General features: G+C 50.5%; 18 protein-coding genes and 2 tRNA genes. 16 read left to right on the top strand and 4 right to left on the bottom strand.

The annotated features are described in order from the left end of the window. The first annotated feature begins 269 nt into the window (after window positions 1-269). The 3 genes from ptsG to glyA all read left to right on the top strand — a co-directional run bounded on the left by ptsG (window position 270) and on the right by glyA (window position 4,445). Window positions 270-1,700 (top strand): PTS glucose transporter subunit IIBC, encoded by a 1,431-nt coding sequence (gene ptsG / locus CUC53_RS09245; protein WP_100293889.1) that lies wholly within the window; start codon window positions 270-272, stop codon window positions 1,698-1,700. A gap of 259 nt (window positions 1,701-1,959) precedes the next feature. Then, the gene (locus CUC53_RS09250) at window positions 1,960-2,871 is read left to right on the top strand and encodes a Gfo/Idh/MocA family protein (RefSeq protein ID WP_100293890.1); all 912 of its coding nucleotides are present in this window, start codon (window positions 1,960-1,962) and stop codon (window positions 2,869-2,871) included. A gap of 320 nt (window positions 2,872-3,191) precedes the next feature. Beyond that, window positions 3,192-4,445 (top strand): serine hydroxymethyltransferase, encoded by a 1,254-nt coding sequence (gene glyA, locus CUC53_RS09255; RefSeq protein WP_100293891.1) that lies wholly within the window; start codon window positions 3,192-3,194, stop codon window positions 4,443-4,445. 132 nt (window positions 4,446-4,577) lie between these two features. On the opposite strand, the gene dxs is transcribed toward glyA, so the two are convergent. The 3 genes from dxs to xseB are packed head-to-tail and all read right to left on the bottom strand — an operon-like array spanning window position 4,578 to window position 7,610. Then, the gene (gene dxs / locus CUC53_RS09260; protein WP_100293892.1) at window positions 4,578-6,446 is read right to left on the bottom strand and encodes a 1-deoxy-D-xylulose-5-phosphate synthase; all 1,869 of its coding nucleotides are present in this window, start codon (window positions 6,444-6,446) and stop codon (window positions 4,578-4,580) included. Between the two features lie 21 nt (window positions 6,447-6,467). Further along, window positions 6,468-7,358 (bottom strand): (2E,6E)-farnesyl diphosphate synthase, encoded by an 891-nt coding sequence (ispA, locus tag CUC53_RS09265; RefSeq protein ID WP_100293893.1) that lies wholly within the window; start codon window positions 7,356-7,358, stop codon window positions 6,468-6,470. After that, window positions 7,359-7,610: an exodeoxyribonuclease VII small subunit gene (gene xseB / locus CUC53_RS09270; protein ID WP_100293922.1), complete on the bottom strand. Its 252-nt coding sequence runs from the start codon at window positions 7,608-7,610 to the stop codon at window positions 7,359-7,361. It lies immediately after the preceding gene. Window positions 7,611-7,819: 209 nt separating this feature from the next. Here xseB and pomA point away from each other — a divergent pair, with 209 nt between their 5' ends. From pomA to greA, 3 genes are all read left to right on the top strand, one after another. Then, the gene (gene pomA / locus CUC53_RS09275) at window positions 7,820-8,578 is read left to right on the top strand and encodes a flagellar motor protein PomA (RefSeq protein ID WP_100293894.1); all 759 of its coding nucleotides are present in this window, start codon (window positions 7,820-7,822) and stop codon (window positions 8,576-8,578) included. A 9-nt stretch (window positions 8,579-8,587) separates the two neighbouring features. Continuing rightward, window positions 8,588-9,475, top strand: a complete 888-nt coding sequence (locus tag CUC53_RS09280; RefSeq protein WP_100293895.1) for a flagellar motor protein MotB — start codon at window positions 8,588-8,590, stop codon at window positions 9,473-9,475. A 149-nt stretch (window positions 9,476-9,624) separates the two neighbouring features. After that, entirely contained in the window at window positions 9,625-10,101 is a 477-nt protein-coding gene (gene greA / locus CUC53_RS09285; RefSeq protein WP_100293896.1) for a transcription elongation factor GreA, read from the top strand. A 247-nt stretch (window positions 10,102-10,348) separates the two neighbouring features. Here the strand turns inward: greA and yhbY are convergent, their stop codons facing one another. Continuing rightward, window positions 10,349-10,645, bottom strand: a complete 297-nt coding sequence (gene yhbY, locus CUC53_RS09290; RefSeq protein WP_100293897.1) for a ribosome assembly RNA-binding protein YhbY — start codon at window positions 10,643-10,645, stop codon at window positions 10,349-10,351. A gap of 97 nt (window positions 10,646-10,742) precedes the next feature. Here yhbY and rlmE point away from each other — a divergent pair, with 97 nt between their 5' ends. The 10 genes from rlmE to infB all read left to right on the top strand — a co-directional run bounded on the left by rlmE (window position 10,743) and on the right by infB (window position 21,317). Continuing rightward, window positions 10,743-11,372 (top strand): 23S rRNA (uridine(2552)-2'-O)-methyltransferase RlmE, encoded by a 630-nt coding sequence (gene rlmE / locus CUC53_RS09295; protein ID WP_100293898.1) that lies wholly within the window; start codon window positions 10,743-10,745, stop codon window positions 11,370-11,372. A gap of 45 nt (window positions 11,373-11,417) precedes the next feature. Continuing rightward, window positions 11,418-13,364, top strand: coding sequence for an ATP-dependent zinc metalloprotease FtsH (gene ftsH / locus CUC53_RS09300; protein ID WP_100293899.1), 1,947 nt, complete (start codon window positions 11,418-11,420; stop codon window positions 13,362-13,364). Window positions 13,365-13,423: 59 nt separating this feature from the next. Further along, window positions 13,424-14,269, top strand: a complete 846-nt coding sequence (folP, locus tag CUC53_RS09305; RefSeq protein ID WP_100293900.1) for a dihydropteroate synthase — start codon at window positions 13,424-13,426, stop codon at window positions 14,267-14,269. A 16-nt stretch (window positions 14,270-14,285) separates the two neighbouring features. Next, on the top strand, window positions 14,286-15,620 hold the full coding sequence (glmM, locus tag CUC53_RS09310) for a phosphoglucosamine mutase (RefSeq protein ID WP_100293901.1): 1,335 nt from the start codon (window positions 14,286-14,288) through the stop codon (window positions 15,618-15,620). A 258-nt stretch (window positions 15,621-15,878) separates the two neighbouring features. After that, entirely contained in the window at window positions 15,879-16,205 is a 327-nt protein-coding gene (gene secG / locus CUC53_RS09315; protein ID WP_100293902.1) for a preprotein translocase subunit SecG, read from the top strand. Window positions 16,206-16,212: 7 nt separating this feature from the next. Then, window positions 16,213-16,297: transfer RNA gene (locus CUC53_RS09320), tRNA-Leu, on the top strand. Window positions 16,298-16,385: 88 nt separating this feature from the next. Continuing rightward, window positions 16,386-16,462, top strand: a tRNA-Met gene (locus CUC53_RS09325). 164 nt (window positions 16,463-16,626) lie between these two features. Continuing rightward, on the top strand, window positions 16,627-17,085 hold the full coding sequence (gene rimP, locus CUC53_RS09330) for a ribosome maturation factor RimP (protein ID WP_100293903.1): 459 nt from the start codon (window positions 16,627-16,629) through the stop codon (window positions 17,083-17,085). Between the two features lie 14 nt (window positions 17,086-17,099). Beyond that, window positions 17,100-18,599 carry a transcription termination factor NusA gene (gene nusA / locus CUC53_RS09335; RefSeq protein WP_100293904.1) on the top strand — a complete coding sequence of 500 codons (1,500 nt, stop codon included), beginning with the start codon at window positions 17,100-17,102 and terminating at the stop codon, window positions 18,597-18,599. A 24-nt stretch (window positions 18,600-18,623) separates the two neighbouring features. Further along, a complete protein-coding gene (gene infB, locus CUC53_RS09340; RefSeq protein WP_100293905.1) occupies window positions 18,624-21,317 on the top strand; it encodes a translation initiation factor IF-2 in 2,694 nt (897 codons plus the stop codon). Window positions 21,318-21,330 lie beyond the last annotated feature (13 nt).

The raw sequence follows: 21,330 nt of genomic DNA on the forward strand, positions 1-21,330 counted from the left end.
GAAAAATACAAAGCGAAACACTGCTTGTGGTGATATTTAGATATAATTATCGTGCATAAATCTAAATAGTCGTTTCCTATTTGCATGGTGGCATCATCAAGTTGTGATCGCTCCCTGAAAAATAATCATTAGGCAGTGGTGTTAGCAGCATTTTTTACTGCACTGGGTTATATTTAATTGTGTTGAATGTCATTATTTCCTGAATTGAATATTCGTATATTCATGATGGGAGACGATTCGGGTAACCATAAATTTGGGAGTGTTGCGATATGTTTAATAACGCGTTTTCTAATCTGCAAAAGGTTGGTAAATCGCTGATGTTGCCAGTTTCTGTCTTGCCAGTGGCGGGTATTCTGCTTGGCGTCGGTGCTGCTAATTTCAGCTTTTTACCAGAAATCGTTTCGCATTTGATGGAGCAAGCGGGTGGCTCTGTCTTTGGGCAAATGGCATTGTTGTTTGCGGTCGGGGTTGCGCTCGGTTTTACCAATAACGATGGCGTATCTGGTCTGTCTGCCATTGTTGGCTACGGCATCATGGTGGCGACGCTGAAGGTCATGGCGCCTGTGATGGGGGTTGAAACCATCGAGACCGGCGTGCTGGGGGGTATCTTGGCCGGCGGTGTTGCGGCGTGGGCCTTTAACCGCTTCTACAAGATCCAGTTGCCAGAATACCTAGGCTTCTTCGCGGGCAAGCGTGCAGTTCCTATCATTACCGGTTTCCTCTCCATCGGTTTAGGGGTGATCCTGTCGGTGATTTGGCCGCCAGTAGGTGGTGCTATCGGTACCTTCTCTGACTGGGCTGCTAACCAAAATCCGGTGCTGGCCTTTGGTATCTACGGTGTGGTTGAACGTTCCCTGATCCCGTTCGGTCTGCATCATATCTGGAACGTACCGTTCTTCTATCAGGCGGGGACGTGCGTTAATGGCACCGGTGAAACGGTACACGGGATCATGACCTGTTTCCTGACTGCCGATGAAGCATCACGCGCTGCTGGCAATGGCTTCGGTCAGCTGGCGGGTGGTTACCTGTTTAAGATGTTCGGTCTGCCTGCTGCCGCATTCGCTATTGCTCATGCGGCTAAGCCAGAAAACCGTGCCAAGATCTTGGGTATCATGGCCTCTGCGGCGTTGACCTCTTTCCTAACCGGTATCACTGAGCCGATTGAGTTCTCCTTCCTGTTCATCGCACCGATTTTGTACGCAATCCACGCGGTACTGGCTGGTCTGGCCTATGTGCTGACTAACTCGTTGGGTATCGTCCACGGCCACACCTTCTCCAACGGCTTTATCGATTTTGTAGTGCAATCGCCACGTGCCGATAACATGTTGCTGCTGGTCGGATTAGGGCTAGTCTACGCCGCGATTTACTACATGGTATTTAGCTTCGTGATCCGTGCCATGAATCTGAAAACGCCAGGCCGTGAAGATGATTCAGCCGAAGAGCGCGTTGGCCAAGGTAAAGATGAGATGTCTGCCGCATTGGTTGCTGCGTTTGGTGGTAAAGAGAACATCGCTTCTCTGGATGCCTGCATTACTCGTTTGCGGGTTGGCGTTAACGATATTGCTAAGGTCGATCAAGCTGAGCTTAAGAAGCTGGGCGCCGCCGGTGTGGTGGTTGCTGGGTCTGGGGTACAAGCCATTTTCGGTACTAAGTCTGACAACTTGAAAACTGACATGGATCTGTGGATGAAAAGCAACTAACCCGGTTGCCTAACACATCACAGCAAAGAGGGAGGCATTAGCCTCCCTCTTGTTTTATATGCGCTGGCTACACTCATCGCGCGCAAGATCCCGCTCGACGTGATACGACTCTCCCTCCTTCGGTGGCTAGTGGCCATCAATGGGCACTAACCCAACAGCGCCGAGCACAGCAAAGGGGTTTATCCGGTGGCGCATTAGGTCGTTATTATGTTGGATTTACAGATAAGATACGGCGTAGCCCAACGAACAAGGAGCTCAGATGCGTATTGCCATGATTGGCCTAGGAGATATCGCCCAAAAAGCATATTTACCGTTGTTAACCAGTGATGAGCGGGTTACCCCGCTGCTCTGCACCCGTACGCCAGCTAAATTGGCCACGCTCGCCCGCCAGTACCGGATTGCCGAGTGTTTTACGGAATTAGCGGCACTGCTGGCAAGCCGCCCAGATGCCGTGATGATCCATACCGCTACGGCTGCCCATGGTGAGATTGCTCGGCAGTGCCTGCACGCCGGTATCCCGACCTTTGTCGATAAACCATTGTGTGACAATGTTGCCGATGTCGAAGATCTCGCGAATCTAGCCATCATGAAAAATTGCCCGCTGTTTGTCGGCTTTAATCGCCGTTATTTACCGGCGATGAGTGGTGCGTGCGCCCAACCGATAACGGAGCTGCACTGGCAAAAGCACCGTTTTGCTTTGCCTGGGCCAGCACGGGATTTTCTGTTCGATGACTTTATCCACGTCCTTGATAGTCTCTGTTTTTATGGCGGCCCTCCTGATGGGGAGGTGCAGGCGGTGTTACGGCCACATCTGCAAAATCGCAAGCTATTGGCTGGGGTACGCGTAAGTTGGCAGCATGGTGATTGCGCTATCAGTGGCAGTATGAATCGGACTGCGGGCATTACTGAAGAGCGGATTGACTGTTATGGGGATAACCTCTCTATCCACCTCGAAAACTGTACTCGTGGCGTGATAGCTCGGGACAATACAACTCACTTATTGACGCCTAACGACTGGCAGCCGGTACTGGTTCAGCGCGGGTTTGCCGCTATGCTGGCGCATTGGTATCAACAGATTGAAGCAGGTTATGCGGATAGCGAACTGATTGCCTCATATCTCCACGGGCATCGGCTAGCAGAGCAGCTCGTTCACTTAGCTAAGCCATCGTGAGCGTTGCGCGTCACTCTGGGGCATGAATAAAGCCAACATCAGCGGTAGCGATGAACGATTTATTGGGGCGCGGATCGCTGGTTTTATGGGTTTTTACCCAGAGCGTGATAGGGATGAGGAGCGGTTAGCCCTGTGGTGATGACGGTATTTAGTGCACATATCTGGCCTTGTGACGAGGTGCATTCATCCTGAAAACTTGCTTTTTACAACATATATTAAACATTTTTTTAGGTGCTTTGACTGTCCCTTTGATCCCGCTCACGTTACAATGCCAGCGACCACTTTATCTAACGCGCAAACGATTTTCAGGAGAGAAACGGATGTTGAAACGTGATATGACCATCGCAGGCTATGACCCCCAGCTGTGGCAGGCCATCACCGACGAAACCCGTCGTCAGGAAGAGCATATTGAACTGATTGCGTCTGAGAACTACACCAGCCCCCGTGTCATGGAAGCACAAGGCTCCCAGTTGACCAACAAGTACGCCGAAGGTTACCCCGCCAAGCGTTACTACGGTGGTTGCGAGTATGTGGATGTGGTCGAAACCCTGGCCATCGAGCGCGCCAAAGAGCTGTTCGGTGCTACTTACGCTAACGTGCAGCCGCACTCCGGCTCCCAAGCCAACAGCGCCGTTTACATGGCTCTGCTGCAGCCGGGCGACACCGTACTGGGCATGAATCTGGCCCACGGTGGTCACTTGACTCACGGCTCTCCGGTTAACTTCTCCGGCAAGCTCTACAACATCATTCCTTACGGTATCGATGAGTCTGGCAAAATTGACTACGACGAGATGGAGCGTCTGGCTGTTGAACACAAGCCGAAGATGATGATAGGTGGCTTCTCCGCCTACTCCGGCATCGTTGACTGGGCCCGCATGCGCGAAATCGCCGATAAGGTGGGTGCTTACTTGTTCGTCGACATGGCCCACGTGGCTGGTCTGATTGCCGCAGGCGTCTACCCGAACCCGGTTCCCCACGCTCACGTAGTGACCTCTACCACTCACAAGACCCTGGCCGGTCCCCGTGGTGGTCTGATCCTCTCCGCCGCTGACGACGAAGAGCTCTACAAGAAGCTCAACTCCGCCGTCTTCCCGGGTGGTCAGGGTGGCCCGCTGATGCACGTCATCGCCGGTAAAGCCGTTGCCTTTAAAGAGGCGCTGGAGCCGGAGTTCAAGACCTATCAGGCTCAGGTAGTGAAAAACGCCAAGGCGATGGCTGCGACCTTTATCGAGCGCGGTTACAAGATCGTCTCCGGCGGTACCGACAACCATCTGATGCTGGTTGACCTGATTGGCCGCGAGCTGACTGGTAAGGAGGCTGACGCTGCACTGGGCAAAGCCAACATCACCGTCAACAAGAACTCCGTGCCTAACGACCCGCGCTCCCCGTTCGTCACCTCAGGTGTGCGGATCGGTACCCCGGCCATCACCCGCCGTGGTTTCAAGGAAGCCGAGTCCATCCAGCTGACCAACTGGATCTGCGATGTACTGGACAACCACGACAACGATGCCGTGCTGGCCACCGTACGCGAGCAGGTGCTGGACATCTGCCGCCGCTTCCCAGTGTATGCCTGATAGGCAGGGCCTGCCTATGGGACACAAGCCTGTCCGCTAGGAGCCACGAAATAAAAAATCCCCGAGCTACTGCTCGGGGATTTTTTCAGGCCAATACCATAACAACCTGTTGCAGGTATGAACCTTGTGGCGTTAGACGCGTGACCACGCCTCAATACTGGCCTGAATGCCCTGACTATCCAGCCCCAGCATTGCGTAGATCTCTTCTTGGGTGCCCTGCTCGATGAAGCGATCAGGTAAACCTAAGTTAAGGACGGGATTACGCCGTTTTTGACGCATCAGCAGCTCGTTAACGGCCGATCCTGCACCACCCATGATGGCGTTGTCTTCAATCGTCACAAACTGATGGTGTGTTGCTGCTAACGAGAGTACCAGTGCCTCATCAAGCGGTTTGACGAAGCGCATGTCTACTAATGTGGCATCGAGAGCATCCGCCGCTAATTTAGCTGATTGGAGTAGGGTGCCAAAGGCTAAGATTGCTGTGCCTTGACCTTCTCGTATGAGGCGACCTTTTCCGAGCGTAATAGCCTGCATTTCTGAGGAAATGGGTGCATCGCTCTGGCTATTACCACGTGGATAACGAACTGCGGCAGGCCCTTGGTGTAGGTAACCGGTATAGAGCATTTGACGGCATTCATTTTCATCGGATGGCGTCATCACCACCATATTGGGTATGGTGCGCAGGAAGCTAATGTCGAATGCCCCTTGGTGTGTAGGGCCATCTGCACCAACCAATCCCGCCCGATCGATAGCAAACAACACGGGTAAATTTTGTAACGCCACATCATGGATCACTTGATCGTAAGCGCGTTGCAAGAAGCTTGAGTAGATAGCGACAACCGGTTTTTTATCGGCGATGGCAAGGCCAGCCGCAAAGGTGACGGCATGTTGCTCGGCAATGGCGACATCAAAATAGCGATCCGGATACTGTTGGCTGAACTTGACTAATCCAGACCCTTCACGCATGGCGGGAGTAATGCCAATGACTCTTTCATCTTGCGCGGCAATATCACATAACCATTGCCCAAAAATGGCAGAAAATGTCGGTTTAACACCACTTTTCTTGGGCAGTGCAGTATCGTCAGGATTGAACTTAGGGACTGCATGATAACCGATTGGATCTCTTTCTGCAGGCTCATACCCTTTGCCTTTCTTGGTCTTGACGTGCAGTAGTTGGGGGCCTTTTAGGTTACGCATGTTGCGTAGCGTTTCAACTAGTGCATGAATATCGTGGCCGTCAATTGGGCCTATATAGTTAAAGCCGAACTCTTCGAACAGGGTGCCAGGGACGACCATCCCCTTAAGATGTTCTTCCGCCCGTTTAGCAAGCTCTTTGACTGGCGGTAGTCCGGCAAGCACCTTTTTGCCGCCTTCGCGTATGGTGGTGTAAAGTTTGCCAGACATCATCCTGGCTAAGTGATTGTTGAGTGCCCCGACATTTTCAGAGATGGACATCTCGTTGTCATTGAGCACTACCAGCATATCCTTGTGCACATCCCCTGCATGATTGAGTGCTTCAAATGCCATCCCAGCAGTAATTGCCCCATCGCCAATGACCGCAACGACTTTGCGGCCCCGACCTTCGCTCTCAGCCGCGACCGCCATACCTAACGCAGCACCGATGGACGTGCTGGAGTGGCCAACGCTGAGCACGTCGTATTCACTCTCGCCACGCCAAGGGAAGGGATGCAGCCCCTCTTTTTGGCGAATGGTATGAATTTGGTCACGGCGCCCAGTCAAAATTTTGTGAGGATAGGCCTGATGACCAACATCCCAGATCAAGCGATCAAATGGCGTGTTGTAGACATAATGAAGTGCCACGGTTAGCTCGACGGTGCCAAGCCCAGAGGCAAAGTGACCACTGGATCGGCTCACCGAGCGCAGCAGATACTCGCGCAACTCGTTGCATAAAGACGGCAGGCGCTCGAAGGGGAGGGAGCGTAACTCAACCGGCGTGTCTGCGAGGGCTAGATTGGGAAAATTGCTAATATCAACGCTCATATAGTTACTGTTATCCAGCGTTTAGTAGGTTCGCTCGATGATGTAATCGGCAAACGCTTCAAGAATATCGGTATTGTAAGGTAAAGCTTGCAGTGCTGTTAAGGCTTTAGCATGAAGCTGAAGTGTGAGTTTCTGGGCTTCCAACAGCCCCATTAAGGCTGGATACGTACTCTTTTGTTGCGCGAGATCCGATCCTTGGGGCTTACCGAGTATGGTGGTATCAGCCGTGACATCTAGAATGTCATCTTGCACCTGAAAAGCGAGACCGATTGCGGCTGCATAGGCGTGTAGTGCGCTAAGCGTGGCCTCATCGACATCCGGTTTACAGAGGGCGCCTAGGGTAACAGCACACTCAATCAGTGCACCCGTCTTGTGGCGATGCACTTTTTCTAGTTCAGCGAGGTTGATTCGACAGCCTTCAGCTTGCAGATCTAATGCCTGACCACCACACATTCCGAGGTAGCCAGATGCTCGCGCCAGTGAGCTTAGCATCCTGACTCGGTTGGCCATTAGCTCTGTTGGCATGGGATGGTCGGCTAGGATAGTAAACGCCAAGGTCTGTAAGGCATCGCCAGCTAAAATGGCAATTCCCTCATCAAATGCTTTGTGAACAGTGGGTTGGCCGCGGCGTAAATCGTCGTTATCCATGGCAGGTAAATCGTCATGTATCAGGGAATACGCATGGATGCACTCTACCGCAGCGGCAGGTCCATCGAGCAGGTCGCTGTTTACTCCCAGCATTTCTCCTACGGCATAAACTAAAAAAGGACGAACACGCTTACCGCCTAGGAGCAAACCGTACTTCATGGCGTCCAGTAAACGTGGTGCCATTGTGGGTAAGGTATCGAGTTGTGTGAGCAGACAGTCATCAATGCGCTGACGATGCTGGTTGGCAAAATCGTCCAGTGTCATTCACTCCTCTCCTTGTGTTGGATAGAAAGACGACAGCTGTTCGACGTCACCTGATTGTGTCAGGAGAATTTGGATTTTCTGTTCAGCCTGCTCCAGTTTGTGCTGGCCAGCGCGAACCAAATGAACTCCCTGTTCAAAACTCTGAAGGGCATCTTCTAGCGATACAGAGCCGTTCTCAAGGCGGTGAACAATCGTCTCTAATTCGTCCAGAATGGCATCAAAACTAAGCCGATGGTTTTTTTTAGTGGCCATGTTCACCCTTAGAAATGGAAAAAAGCAGCCTATATTAACATTGGCTGCTCCCTTGGGGGAGGCGGAAAAATCACTGTTCACTCAAACTCCTAGAAAAACGGCCGATAAGAAGCAGGGCTCGTCGGTAGATTCAAACTTACCGCTAGTGATGTGATTACAGACTATTTAATATAATAAATAACGCCAAGCTGGTGACAGGAGTAAGGGACGTGGATCTAGCAAGTCTAATCGGCATAATTCTCGGATTTGGGGTTGTAGTGTACGGCATGCTATTGGGTGGCCCCATGAACATGTATGTAGACATGCCTTCCATCTATATCACCGTTCTTGGTTCTATCTTTATCGCCATGATGAAGTTCAATCTTGGGCAGTTTTTGATGGCATTCAAAGTCGCTGGTAAAGCCTTCATGTACAAGGGTGATAAGTTAGAAGATTTGATTGCTAAGGCCGTTGAGCTAGCCGATGCCGCTCGCAAAGGGGGGTTCTTGGCACTTGAGGCTGCAGAGATACCTAATGCCTTTATGAAGAAAGGGATCGATATGTTGGTTGACGGCCATGATGCTGATGTAGTACGTGCTGTCATGGAAAAAGACATGGATCTGACTAGTGAGCGACATGTTATTGCGATAAAAGTATTCCGCTCACTAGGTGACTTGGGGCCTGCGATGGGGATGATCGGTACCTTAGTCGGATTGGTGGCGATGCTGGCGAATATGAGTGACCCCAAATCAATCGGCCCAGCAATGGCGGTGGCATTGTTAACAACGCTTTATGGCGCTATTGAAGCGAATATGCTTGCTATCCCTATCGCTGACAAACTAGAGCTACGTAGCGGTGAAGAGAAGCTCAGTCGGGCGTTAATTCTCGATGCTATCATGGGTATTCAAGACGGCCAGAACCCTAGGGTTGTACAGTCGATGTTGCAGAATTATCTGAATCAATCCAAACGCAATACTGGCGCAGAATAAGAGGCGATTATGTCTGATTGTAAGTGTCCACCACCTGGTCTGCCCGGCTACATGGGCACTTTTGCGGACCTTATGTCTCTATTGATGTGCTTCTTCGTATTACTATTGTCGTTTGCTGAGATGGACGTGCAAAAGTTTAAGCAGATAGCTGGTTCTATGGAAAAAGCCTTTGGAATACAAAATACACTAGAAGTCCAAGATATTCCTAAAGGAACGTCAGTGATTGCACAAGAGTTCAGCCCCGGCCGTCCTGAACCGACTCCTATCGACACTATTATGCAACAGACGTCAGACATGACTAAAACGGAGCTAGATTTCTTGCCTGGCGAAGAGGATAAAACTGGTGGTCAGAATCAAAAAGATAATCAGCAGCCCAGCCGAGACACCTCCAAGGAAACGCTGCAAGATACTCAAGAAGAATCCAACGCATTAGCTAAATCTCTTGCCGAACAAATGAAAGCCCAGATTCAAGATGGGGCGATTGAAATTGAAGCATTAGGGCAGCAGGTCATTATTCGAATTAGGGAAAAAGCGTCGTTTCCTGCAGGTTCTGCTTTCTTGCAGCCTCAATTTTGGCCAGTTATTCGCAAGGTTGCTGAATTACTTAAAGATGTACCTGGTGAGATAACTATTTCAGGTCACACGGATAATGTAGCAACCGACGATGAATTGTTTCGTTCCAACTGGGAACTTTCTTCACAGCGTGCTGTTGCTGTTGCGCATCAGATGATAAAAGTACCTGGTTTTGCACAAGGACGTCTTGTGGTACAGGGGATGGCGGATGCTAAACCTCTAGTACCTAATAACACACCAGAGAATCGACGAATTAATAGACGAGTTGAGATTGCTATTATGCAAGGAAAACCAGCCGTATCAGCCCCTCTATCGGTACCATAAAGGTGAAGCATTTTTTTCACTAAAATATCAGTACAGGACTGACATGGATTTTACCTAGGCTTCATACTAAGATACTGAATCCTAATTGGCGGCTACATACAGCATTAGAAAGCCGTAGTATCGATTGTCAAACAACCTAGGTTTTTATTATGAATTATACCCCGATGACTGTTCGCGGCGCTGAAAAGCTGCGCGAAGAGCTCGATTATCTCAAGACGGTGCAGCGCCCACAAATTATAGAAGCCATTGCGGATGCGCGTGAGCATGGTGATTTAAAAGAAAACGCCGAATATCATGCAGCTAGAGAACAGCAGGGATTTTGTGAGGGGCGTATTCAAGAGATTGAAGCCAAGCTTTCAAACGCCCATGTGATAGACGTAACTAAGGTAACCAACAATGGCCGCGTGATATTTGGCTCAACTGTTACTCTGTTAAAGTTAGATAGCGAGGAAGAGGTGGTTTATCGGATTGTTGGTGATGATGAGTCGGATATTAAGCACAATCTTATATCTGTGAATTCACCTATAGCACGAGCCCTTGTAGGAAAAGAGGTTGATGACGTCGCAATCGTAAAAACACCTGCAGGTGATGTTGAGTATGAAATAGTCGACATTGCTTACATATAACAATAGTTAATATCCAGGGGATTTAAATTCCCCTGATTATTCTTAGATTTGCAATGTTACAGGTGTAAACAAGTAAAAAATTAGTGTTGTACTTTAGTAACGATATTTGGATAAATACTCGACTGTTGTTAGCTAGTCAGTCATATCGATTCTAAAATCATTAGTAGTTATTGCGCATTCATAAGCGGTTTATATCTCACGATGTATCGTGGGCTATAAAGTTTTAAATTATAAAAATGCTTACTATTTATTTCCTAGGTATTTGGATTTTGGGAATATTAGCAGCACGATAAATAGTCAGGATATGCCCTAAGCTTTGTACTTTTACAGCGCCTGTTTCACGGACGATGGCATCCATAACCAGCTGCTTCATCTCGCGATTTTCCGAGGCAACCTTAACTTTGATTAGCTCGTGATGGCTGAGTGCTAGGTCGATCTCTACCAGTACACCTTCTGTCAGGCCATGCTGACCGAGCAGAACGACAGGTTTGAGGTTGTGGGCAAGGCCCTTCAGGTACTGTTTTTGTTTGTTGTTGAGAATCATCGCAATTTCTTCATAAGTCAGGGTTGAAAGGGGCGTATTCTACCCCCACTTAGCCCTTAATACTAATAACCCTTGTGGTTTTTTAAAGTCGATTATCATGACCCAGAAAAAACGTTCCCCCAGTTCAACTCGCTGGTTAAAAGAACATTTCGACGATCAATACGTCAAAAAAGCCCAGAAAATGGGCCTGCGTTCTCGTGCTGTTTTCAAGATTGACGAGATCCAGGGCAAGGATCGCTTGCTGAAAAATGGCATGACTGTAGTAGATTTGGGGGCAGCCCCCGGTGGGTGGTCCCAGTTCGCGGTTGAACAGGTTGGTGATTCGGGTCGCGTCATCGCATGTGACATTTTGCCGATGGATCCCATTGCCGGTGTCGATTTCCTGCAAGGGGACTTTCGGGAGGAAACTGTGCTCGGCGCCTTGCTGGAGCGTGTGGGTCCTGACAAGGTTGATGTCGTGATGTCTGATATGGCGCCCAACATGAGCGGTACCCAGCAGGTGGATCAGGCTCGCGCCATGTATCTGGTCGAGCTGGCGCTAGACATGTGCAATCAGGTATTGCGCAATGACGGCAGTTTTGTGGTGAAGGTGTTTCAGGGAGAGGGCTTTGATGCCTATCTCAATGAAATCCGTAAACTTTTCTCCGCTGTCAAAATTCGTAAACCAGACTCATCCCGAGCCAGATCACGGGAAGTCTACATTGTGGCTACCGGTTTTAAACTGTAGTACCCTAACCTTCATCGTTAACTGTCAGTCTGCGAGGTTACTGATTTGAGTGACATGGCGAAAAACTTAATCCTGTGGCTGGTCATCGCCGTCGTTTTGATGTCGGTGTTCAATAGCTTCAGCCCCAGCGATACCACAAGTCGCCAGCTGGACTATTCCAGCTTTGTTAAAGAGGTGACCCAAGAGCAGATCCGTGAAGTGCGGATGGACGGTAAGGTCATTAATGGCGTCAAGCGTACTGGTGAACGATTCACCACCATCATCCCTGCGCCGGATCCCCAGCTGCTCAACGACATGCTCAATCACAATGTCAAAGTGATGGGCGAGAAGCCGGAAGAGCCGTCTCTGTTGACCTCTATCTTCATCTCCTGGTTCCCGATGCTGCTGCTGATCGGTGTCTGGGTCTTCTTCATGCGTCAGATGCAGGGCGGCGGTGGCAAAGGTGCCATGTCGTTTGGCAAGAGCAAGGCTCGCCTGATGAGCGAAGATCAGATCAAGACCACCTTTGCTGATGTTGCAGGTTGCGATGAAGCCAAGGAAGAGGTGAAGGAGCTGGTTGACTATCTGCGCGATCCGAGCAAATTTCAGAAGCTGGGTGGCAAAATCCCGACCGGCGTGCTGCTGGTTGGTCCTCCCGGTACCGGTAAAACTTTGCTGGCTAAGGCCATTGCGGGCGAGGCAAAGGTACCGTTCTTCACCATCTCCGGTTCCGATTTCGTGGAAATGTTCGTCGGTGTCGGTGCCTCTCGGGTGCGTGACATGTTCGAACAAGCCAAGAAATCCTCCCCCTGCATCATTTTTATCGATGAAATTGATGCTGTCGGCCGCCAGCGTGGCGCCGGTCTGGGGGGGGGGCACGATGAACGTGAGCAGACCCTTAACCAGATGCTGGTAGAGATGGATGGCTTTGAAGGCAACGAAGGCATTATCGTCATTGCTGCCACCAACCGTCCTGACGTACTGGATCCGGCACTGCTGCGTCCGGGCCGTTTCGACCGTCAGGTTGTGGTCGGTCTGCCGGATGTCCGTGGTCGCGAGCAGATCCTGAAAGTGCACATGCGCAAAGTGCCGTTGGCGGATGACGTCAATCCGGCGCTGATTGCCCGTGGTACGCCAGGTTTCTCTGGGGCTGACTTGGCTAACTTGGTCAACGAAGCTGCCCTCTTCTCTGCTCGCGAGAGCCGCCGTGTGGTCTCCATGGCCGAGTTCGAGAAGGCCAAGGATAAGATCATGATGGGGGCTGAACGTCGTTCCATGGTAATGAAAGAGTCCGAAAAGGAGATGACTGCTTATCACGAAGCGGGTCACGCCATTATCGGTCGCGTGGTTCCGGATCATGACCCCGTTTACAAGGTTTCCATTATTCCTCGCGGTCGTGCACTGGGTGTGACTATGTATCTGCCTGAACAGGATCGCTGGAGCCACTCTAAGCAGCATCTGGAATCCATGATCTCCAGCCTATATGGTGGTCGTCTGGCGGAAGAACTGATTTACGGTACTGAAAGGGTTTCTACTGGTGCTTCCAATGACATCGAACGTGCCACTGATATTGCTCGTAAGATGGTAACCCAGTGGGGGATGTCCGAACGTCTCGGCCCAATGCTCTACGCGGAAGAAGATGGTGAAGTGTTCCTTGGTCGCAGCATGGCCAAGGCCAAGCACATGTCCGACGATACCGCTCGCGTCATTGATGCCGAGGTCAAGCTGGTCATCGACCGCAACTACGCCCGCTCCAAGCAGATCCTGCTGGATAACATGGACGTGTTGCACAGCATGAAAGATGCGCTGATGAAGTACGAGACCATTGATGCTAAGCAGATCGATGATCTGATGGCGCGCCGTGAGGTTCGTGCGCCCAGCAACTGGCATGACGAGCACGGAGATACCCCGCAAGGCGGTTCTACCGTGGCTGCTGAGGTCAGGTCGGCTGATGAAGCTGCGCCGGTGGCGGAGGTCTCTATCGACAAAGCCAACGACGCCCCGGCCAAATAATCGTGACTCTCCAAACCCCGGGCTTGCCCGGGGTTTTTCTTTATCAGATGGACGTGAAAATGCAGTTAATCAGCAAGGGGCTTAGCCTCTCCTTCGATCGTCCCCATGTGATGGGGATCCTCAATGTGACGCCCGACTCCTTCTCCGATGGTGGACATTTCAATCAGTTCGAACAGGCAATGGCTCATGCGCGGCAGATGGTCTCCGATGGGGCGACCCTCATCGACATCGGTGGTGAGTCAACCCGCCCTGGTGCGCCCGAGGTGAGCGAACAGGAGGAGCTAGATAGAGTCATCCCAGTGGTAGAGCGCTTGGTTTGTGAGTTGGATGTGATGATCTCTCTCGATACTTCCAAGGCTGTGGTGATGCGTGAAGGATGTGCGGTTGGGGCACATCTTATAAACGATGTACGGGCTTTGCAGGAACCCGGTGCACTTGCCGTTGCAGCAGAAGCTGACGTTCCCGTTTGCCTCATGCATATGCAAGGGCAGCCAAGAACTATGCAGCTCGAACCACACTATGATGATTTGCTGGTAGAAATGCGGGCCTTTTTCGATGAACGGATTGCCGCCTGCCTTGCTGCCGGGCTTAAGCGTGAGCAATTATTGCTGGATCCGGGATACGGATTTGGCAAGACCCTTGAACATAACTACCAGCTATTAGCTACTCAAAAGGAACTGCTTGATTATGGCTTGCCGCTATTGGTAGGGATGTCGCGAAAGTCTATGATAGGCAACTTGCTTCGCCGTCCAGTAGATAAGTGCCTACCCGGCAGTCTGGCATGCGCCCTTATCGGCATGCAGCATGGGGCACGTATCATTCGGGTCCACGATGTGCGGGAGACCATGGACGCATTGCGCGTCGGCTGGTTGGCAATGACGGGACAAGATTTTATTTCCAGATAATTAAAGAGAACAGACAATGGCAAGAAAGTATTTTGGCACTGATGGGGTACGTGGCAAGGTTGGTGAATATCCCATCACCCCTGATTTTGTGATGAAGCTGGGTTGGGCTGCCGGTAAGGTTCTCTCCAAGAAGGGCACCAAAAAGGTATTGATTGGTAAAGATACCCGTATCTCTGGCTACATGTTGGAGTCTGCTCTAGAAGCAGGCCTCTCCGCCGCAGGTCTCAAAGCCATTCTGATGGGCCCTATGCCTACCCCAGCTGTTGCTTATCTAACTCGCACTTTCCGTGCCGAAGCCGGGATCGTCATCAGCGCCTCCCATAATCCTTTCTACGATAACGGCATCAAATTCTTCTCTGCTGATGGCACTAAGTTGCCTGATGAGGTTGAGCTGGCCATTGAGGCTGAGCTGGATCACGAACTCAAATGCGTTGATTCTGCTGAGCTTGGCAAAGCAGTGCGTATTGACGATGCCGCAGGTCGCTACATTGAGTTCTGTAAGAGTACCTTTCCTTCCCACATGAATCTGGAAGGGGTAAAGATAGTGGTCGACTGTGGTCATGGTGCTACTTATCACATCGCCCCGTCGGTTTTCCGCGAGCTGGGCGCTGAGCTTATTACCATGGGTTGTGCCCCAGATGGTCTCAACATCAACGACGGCGTCGGTTCGACGGCTCCCGAGGCGCTGGTTGCCAAGGTACTGGAGTGCAATGCTGATCTTGGTGTGGCATTTGATGGCGATGGTGACCGCCTTATCATGGTTGATCACAGTGGTTATCTCATCGATGGCGACGAGATCCTCTACATCATTGCCCGAGATGCCTTGCGCAATGGTCGCCTAAAAGGTGGCGTAGTGGGTACCCTGATGGCCAATATGGGTTTGGAGTTGGCGTTGCAGACCCTTGGTATCCCGTTTGCGCGGGCCAAGGTAGGTGACCGCTATGTGCTTGAGATGATGGAAGAGAAAGGATGGCGCATTGGTGGTGAGAATTCCGGTCACATCATTTGTCTAGATCAAACCACTACTGGGGATGGCATCGTTGCGGCGCTGCAGGTACTCACGGCTATGCGCTGTGCGGAGATGCCGCTGGCAAAACTGCGCTCTGGTATGAGTAAGTTTCCGCAAGTATTAGTGAATGTTCGCTTTGCCGAAGGTAAAGATCCTCTAACCGCAGAGGCGGTCCAGCAGGAGGTTGCCAAGGTCGAACAAGAGCTGGCTGGCCGTGGCCGCGTACTGCTGCGTAAATCCGGTACCGAACCCCTTATCCGGGTGATGGTAGAAGGGGAAAGTGAACAGCAGGTACGTGATATGGCGCAACGTATTGCGGACCAAGTGGTATCGGCGTTTTAGTTAACAAAGCGGGCGATTTTTAGTCGCCCTGCTTGTATCTTGTTCAATCAGCTCGCGAAATGAAAAATAGCGCTTGTCAGCAGACAATCCTGTCGATATTATCTGCCGCGCTCTAACAAGATGGCTGCTAGAGAATCTAGCCAACCTTTTTGTTATAAATAAATATTACGCCACGCCAGAGTGTAAAATAACCCCGCCAACTATTATTCATTTTTTTGATTATGTTGGTATGTGATAGGTGGTAAAGGATACACGTTAATGTATGAAATTCTTTTAGTGCTTTACTTGCTAGTTTCTCTTGCTTTAATCGGGCTTGTGATGGTTCAGCAAGGCAAAGGCGCTGATATGGGAGCATCTTTTGGCGCTGGCGCATCAAATACTGTTTTTGGTTCTAGTGGGTCAGGGAGTTTTCTGACAAGAACTACAGCGATTTTGGCAACCTTGTTTTTCGTCATAAGCTTGGTGCTTGGCTCAATGTCGAGCAATAAAGTAAAACAGGGTGGTGAATGGGATGATTTGCAACAGACTAATAAAGTCGAGCAAATCAAAGAACCAGCTAGTAAAGATGCTGATGTCCCAGAGTGATAGTTTAGCCGTGGTGGTGGAATTGGTAGACACGCTATCTTGAGGGGGTAGTGCTCTAGGGTGTGCGGGTTCGAGTCCCGCCCACGGCACCAATTTAATATTGTCTACGTAAAATGTAGATTGTTGTTGAGATTCATATAGTTGATATTCAATTATGTGCAATCTTTAAGTGGTTTCGGCCGCGGGGTGGAGCAGCATGGTAGCTCGTCGGGCTCATAACCCGAAGGTCGTCGGTTCAAATCCGGCCCCCGCAACCATATCACGCATTTCCTAGGCTCAGGAAAGCGGTCATCGAAAGATGACAATCAGGGTAAAGCGCCAAGCCCCGATTTGAAATCGGGGCTTTTTGTTATGTAGAATTTACTCTGAATAGTTATATATCTGGGCTTTATGCCCTTTTTTTGTTTTTTGGAGGGTGACTTTGGCTACGTTAGAGCAACGTTTGACCGATATGCTCGAGGCTTCTGTCGTTGCCTTGGGCTTTGAACTTTGGGGAGTTGAGTTTATCCGTGCTGGTAAACACTCCACTCTACGTGTCTACATTGACGGTGAAGACGGCGTTACAGTTGAAAACTGTGCTGAAGTTAGCCATCAAGTGGGCGCCATTATGGATGTCGAAGACCCGATTGCTGAGGAATATTACCTTGAAGTTTCCTCGCCTGGTCTAGACCGTCCACTGTTCAAGGTCACCCAATTTGAGAAGTACGTTGGCCAAGAGGTGGCGGTAACGCTTCGTATGGCAACAAATAACCGCCGCAAGTTCAAAGGCGTGATCAAAGCCGTACAGGGTGACATGATCACTTTGATGGTAGATGGTAAGGACGACGTGTTGGCTTTTACCAATATTCAAAAAGCTAACATAGTGCCGAACTTTGGTTAACGAGGCTATCGGACATGAATAAAGAGATTTTGCTGGTCGTTGACGCCGTGTCTAACGAGAAAGCTGTGCCCCGTGAGAAAATTTTCCAGGCTCTGGAGACTGCACTGGCCACCGCAACCAAGAAAAAGTATGAAGGTGAGATTGAGGTTCGGGTAGAAATCGACCGTAAAACCGGTGATTACGATACTTATCGTCGTTGGGTTGTTGTCGCTGATCAAGCGTCAATGGAAAACCCGTATGGTGAAATTACCCTAGAAGCTGCGCAAATCGAGCAACCCGATATTCAGCTTGGTGACTATGTAGAAGACCCTATAGAGTCGGTTACCTTCGACCGTATTACTACCCAAACTGCTAAGCAGGTTATCGTGCAAAAGGTGCGTGAAGCTGAGCGGTCGCAAGTGGTTGAGCAGTTTAAAGATAAAGAAGGCAGCATTATCAGTGGCGTGGTGAAAAAGAGCACGCGAGATAATGTGATTCTGGACTTAGGCAGTAATGCCGAAGCAGTTATCTTCCGTGATGACATGCTGCCACGTGAGACGTTCCGTCCTGGCGATCGTGTGCGCGGTCTACTTTATGCTGTGCGTCCAGAGGCACGTGGCTCCCAATTGTTTGTTAGTCGCTCCAGCCCTGATTTTCTCAAGGAGCTATTCCGTATTGAAGTGCCGGAAATTGGCGAAGAGATGATTGAAATCATGGGTGCTGCTCGTGATCCTGGCTCTCGGGCCAAGATCGCGGTGAAGACCAATGATCGCCGTATTGATCCCATCGGTGCCTGTATCGGTATGCGTGGCGCCCGCGTGCAAGCTGTTTCTGCTGAGTTAAGCGGTGAGCGTGCAGACATCGTGTTATATGATGATAACCCTGCTCAGTACGTGATCAACGCCATGGCGCCTGCTGATGTGGCTTCCATCATTGTTGATGAAGATAACCACACCATGGACATCGCCGTGGAAGCGGCTAACTTAGCCCAAGCTATCGGTCGTAATGGTCAAAACGTACGTTTGGCCTCCCAGCTGACTGGGTGGGAACTAAACGTGATGACGGTGGAGGACATGCGTGCCAAGCACCAAGCTGAAAATGACCGAATCTTAACGCTCTTTACCACCGCACTCGATATCGATGATGACTTTGCCAGTTTGTTGATGGATGAAGGCTTCTCTACCTTGGAAGAGATCGCCTTTGTTCCTGTCAACGAACTGTTAGCTATCGATGGTTTAGATGAGGAAATGGTCGAAGAGCTGCGCACACGGGCTAAGCATGCGTTAACTACCAAAGCCTTAGCTAAAGAAGAGTCTTTTGAGGGTGTGGAGCCTTCCGAAGATCTACTGAATCTACATGGTCTTGGTCGTGAAACAGCTTATGTCTTGGCGTCTCGTGGCATTGGTACATTGGAAGATTTAGCTGAGCAAGGTGTTGATGACCTTGCTGATATTGAAGGGCTGACGGCAGAGAAAGCCGGTGAGCTGATTATGGCTGCTCGTAACATCTGTTGGTTCGGAGAAGAGCAGTCTTAAGTGGGATCAAACGGAGGAAAATGAATGGCAGAAGTATCAGTGAAACAACTTGCCACTGACATCGACACACCGGTTGATCGTCTTCTCCAGCAGTTTGTCGATGCCGGTATCAGCAAGAGTAAGGCCGACGACCTAGTCAGTGAGTCTGAAAAGGAGACATTACTGACGCATCTGAAGAAACAGCATGGAGGGGAAGATAACACCGCTCCTGCTCGTATGACTTTACAGCGCAAGACCAAGAGCACAATCAGTGTTCAAGGGTCTGGTGGTAAGAAAGAAGTACAGGTCGAGGTTCGCAAATCTCGTACCTATGTAAGACGCTCGGCGTTGGAAGATGAACAGCGTCAGGTGGAAACAGAGGAAAAAGCGCGTTTGGAAGCAGAAGAAAATGCTCGTCGTGAGGCTGAAAATAAGGCTCGCCTCGATGCTGAAGAGAAGGCTCGCCGTGAGGCTGAGCAAGCTCGTCGTGAAACTGAGGAAAAGGCGCGAATCGAAGCACAATCTAAGGCTCGACAGGCTCAACAGCCCGCCAAAGCAGCCAGTAGCACAGCTCAGCAAGAGGCAGAAAAGATGGCCAAGCGCGAAGCAGAAGAACTTAAGCGCCAACAAGAACAAACTGCTTTGCAAAAAGCAGAAGAACTTGCCGCTAAGAAAGCCGAAGAGGCTCGTCTTATGGCAGAACAGAATGGCCCTCGCTGGGCAGAAGAAGAAGCTGCTCGTGCCAAAGAGAGCAGTGACTATCATTTGACGACCAATAAGCACGCGCAAGCGGCTGAAGATGAGCTGGATCGTAAAGAAGAAAACAGCCGTCGTACCGCTGCTGCAGCGGTGAAGGTAGCCAAAAAAGCGGGTCGTCGTGAAGATGATCGGGATGCTCGTAATCCTCGCGCTCGCAAAGGCAAACGCGGCAAAGTCGCGATGCCTAACGCCATGAAACATGGTTTCAATAAACCGGCTGTTGTGGTTAACCGTGATGTTGTCATTGGTGAAACCATCACCGTTGCTGAGCTGGCTAACAAAATGGCCGTCAAAGGCGTCGAAGTCATCAAAGCGATGATGAAGATGGGGGCCATGGCGACGATTAACCAAGTCATTGATCAAGAAACGGCACAGCTGGTTGCTGAGGAGATGGGACATAAGGTTGTGCTTCGTCGTGAGAACGAGCTCGAAGAGGCCGTATTGTCTGATCGAGATGAAACCTCGGAAGCAAAATCACGTGCGCCGGTCGTGACCATCATGGGTCACGTTGACCACGGTAAGACCTCTTTGCTCGACTACATCCGCAAAGCGAAGGTTGCAGCTGGCGAGGCTGGCGGTATTACCCAGCATATCGGTGCTTACCATGTCGAAACTGACAGTGGCATGATCACCTTCTTGGATACTCCAGGTCACGCTGCGTTTACCTCTATGCGTGCTCGGGGTGCGAAGGCCACTGACATCGTGGTACTGGTTGTTGCCGCCGATGATGGCGTGATGCCGCAAACCATTGAAGCTATCCAGCATGCTAAGGCTGCTGGCGTGCCACTGGTTGTTGCCGTTAATAAAATTGATAAACCAGAAGCAGACCCAGACCGCGTTAAGACTGAACTGGCTCGTTATGAAGTCATGTCTGAAGATTGGGGTGGTGACTGCCAGTTTGTTCATGTCTCAGCCAAATCAGGCGAAGGGATCGATGAACTGCTCGAAGCTATCTTGATTCAGTCTGAAGTGTTGGAACTGAAAGCGGTATTCGATGGCATGGCAAGCGGTGTCGTCATCGAATCATTCTTGGATAAAGGTCGTGGTCCTGTCGCCACCGTACTGGTGCAAGAGGGTACCCTGCGTCAGGGTGATATCGTGCTGTGTGGTCTCGAATATGGTCGAATTCGTGCAATGCGTGACGAACTCGGTCGTGAGATCAAGTCAGCCGGACCCTCGTTACCCGTAGAAATTTTGGGCTTATCTGGTGTGCCCTCAGCAGGTGATGAAGCAACCGTGGTGCGTGACGAGAAAAAGGCCCGTGAAGTGGCGCTTTATCGTCAAGGTAAGTTCCGTGATGTCAAACTTGCTCGCCAGCAAAAAGCCAAACTGGAAAACATGTTCGCCAATATGAATGAAGGCGAAGTGTCTGAAGTGAATGTGGTGATCAAAGCTGACGTACAAGGCTCTGTTCAAGCCATATGCGATGCGTTGATTCAGCTTTCTACTGACGAAGTCAAAGTCAAGATTCTGGGCTCTGGCGTCGGTGGTATTACTGAAACGGATGCGACCTTGGCTGCAGCGTCTAGCGCTATCTTGGTGGGCTTCAACGTCCGTGCCGACGCGTCAGCTCGTAAGGTGATTGATGCTGAGAGCTTAGATCTGCGTTATTACTCCGTCATTTACGACTTGATTGACGAAGTAAGACAGGCAATGAGCGGCAAGTTAGCGCCCGAGTATCGCCAAGAGATTATTGGTCTGGCCGAAGTCCGTAGCGTCTTCAAATCACCGAAGTTTGGTGCTGTGGCCGGTTGTATGGTCACAGAAGGTGTAGTGAAGCGTTCCAACCGTATTCGTGTGTTACGTGACAACGTGGTCATCTACGAAGGAGAGCTTGAGTCTCTGCGTCGTTTTAAAGATGACGTTAACGAAGTCAAGAACGGATACGAGTGTGGTATCGCGGTCAAAAACTACAACGATGTGCGCGAAGGCGACCAGATCGAGGTATACGAGACCGTGGAAATTAAGCGGACGCTGTAAGCCGAAAGTTAAA

The sequence above is a fragment of the Aeromonas cavernicola genome (genome assembly GCF_002795305.1).
Lineage (GTDB): Bacteria > Pseudomonadota > Gammaproteobacteria > Enterobacterales > Aeromonadaceae > Aeromonas > Aeromonas cavernicola.

Bases quoted from the DNA above. Each gene is read 5' to 3' on its own strand.
- dxs (WP_100293892.1), bottom strand. From the start codon at position 6,446: ATGAGCGTTGATATTAGCAATTTTCCCAATCTAGCCCTCGCAGACACG.
- glyA (WP_100293891.1), top strand. From the start codon at position 3,192: ATGTTGAAACGTGATATGACCATCGCAGGCTATGACCCCCAGCTGTGG.
- secG (WP_100293902.1), top strand. From the start codon at position 15,879: ATGTATGAAATTCTTTTAGTGCTTTACTTGCTAGTTTCTCTTGCTTTA.
- CUC53_RS09280 (WP_100293895.1), top strand. From the start codon at position 8,588: ATGTCTGATTGTAAGTGTCCACCACCTGGTCTGCCCGGCTACATGGGC.
- yhbY (WP_100293897.1), bottom strand. From the start codon at position 10,645: ATGATTCTCAACAACAAACAAAAACAGTACCTGAAGGGCCTTGCCCAC.
- rlmE (WP_100293898.1), top strand. From the start codon at position 10,743: ATGACCCAGAAAAAACGTTCCCCCAGTTCAACTCGCTGGTTAAAAGAA.
- ptsG (WP_100293889.1), top strand. From the start codon at position 270: ATGTTTAATAACGCGTTTTCTAATCTGCAAAAGGTTGGTAAATCGCTG.
- folP (WP_100293900.1), top strand. From the start codon at position 13,424: ATGCAGTTAATCAGCAAGGGGCTTAGCCTCTCCTTCGATCGTCCCCAT.
- ispA (WP_100293893.1), bottom strand. From the start codon at position 7,358: ATGACACTGGACGATTTTGCCAACCAGCATCGTCAGCGCATTGATGAC.
- xseB (WP_100293922.1), bottom strand. From the start codon at position 7,610: ATGGCCACTAAAAAAAACCATCGGCTTAGTTTTGATGCCATTCTGGAC.
- glmM (WP_100293901.1), top strand. From the start codon at position 14,286: ATGGCAAGAAAGTATTTTGGCACTGATGGGGTACGTGGCAAGGTTGGT.
- nusA (WP_100293904.1), top strand. From the start codon at position 17,100: ATGAATAAAGAGATTTTGCTGGTCGTTGACGCCGTGTCTAACGAGAAA.
- CUC53_RS09250 (WP_100293890.1), top strand. From the start codon at position 1,960: ATGCGTATTGCCATGATTGGCCTAGGAGATATCGCCCAAAAAGCATAT.
- infB (WP_100293905.1), top strand. From the start codon at position 18,624: ATGGCAGAAGTATCAGTGAAACAACTTGCCACTGACATCGACACACCG.
- greA (WP_100293896.1), top strand. From the start codon at position 9,625: ATGAATTATACCCCGATGACTGTTCGCGGCGCTGAAAAGCTGCGCGAA.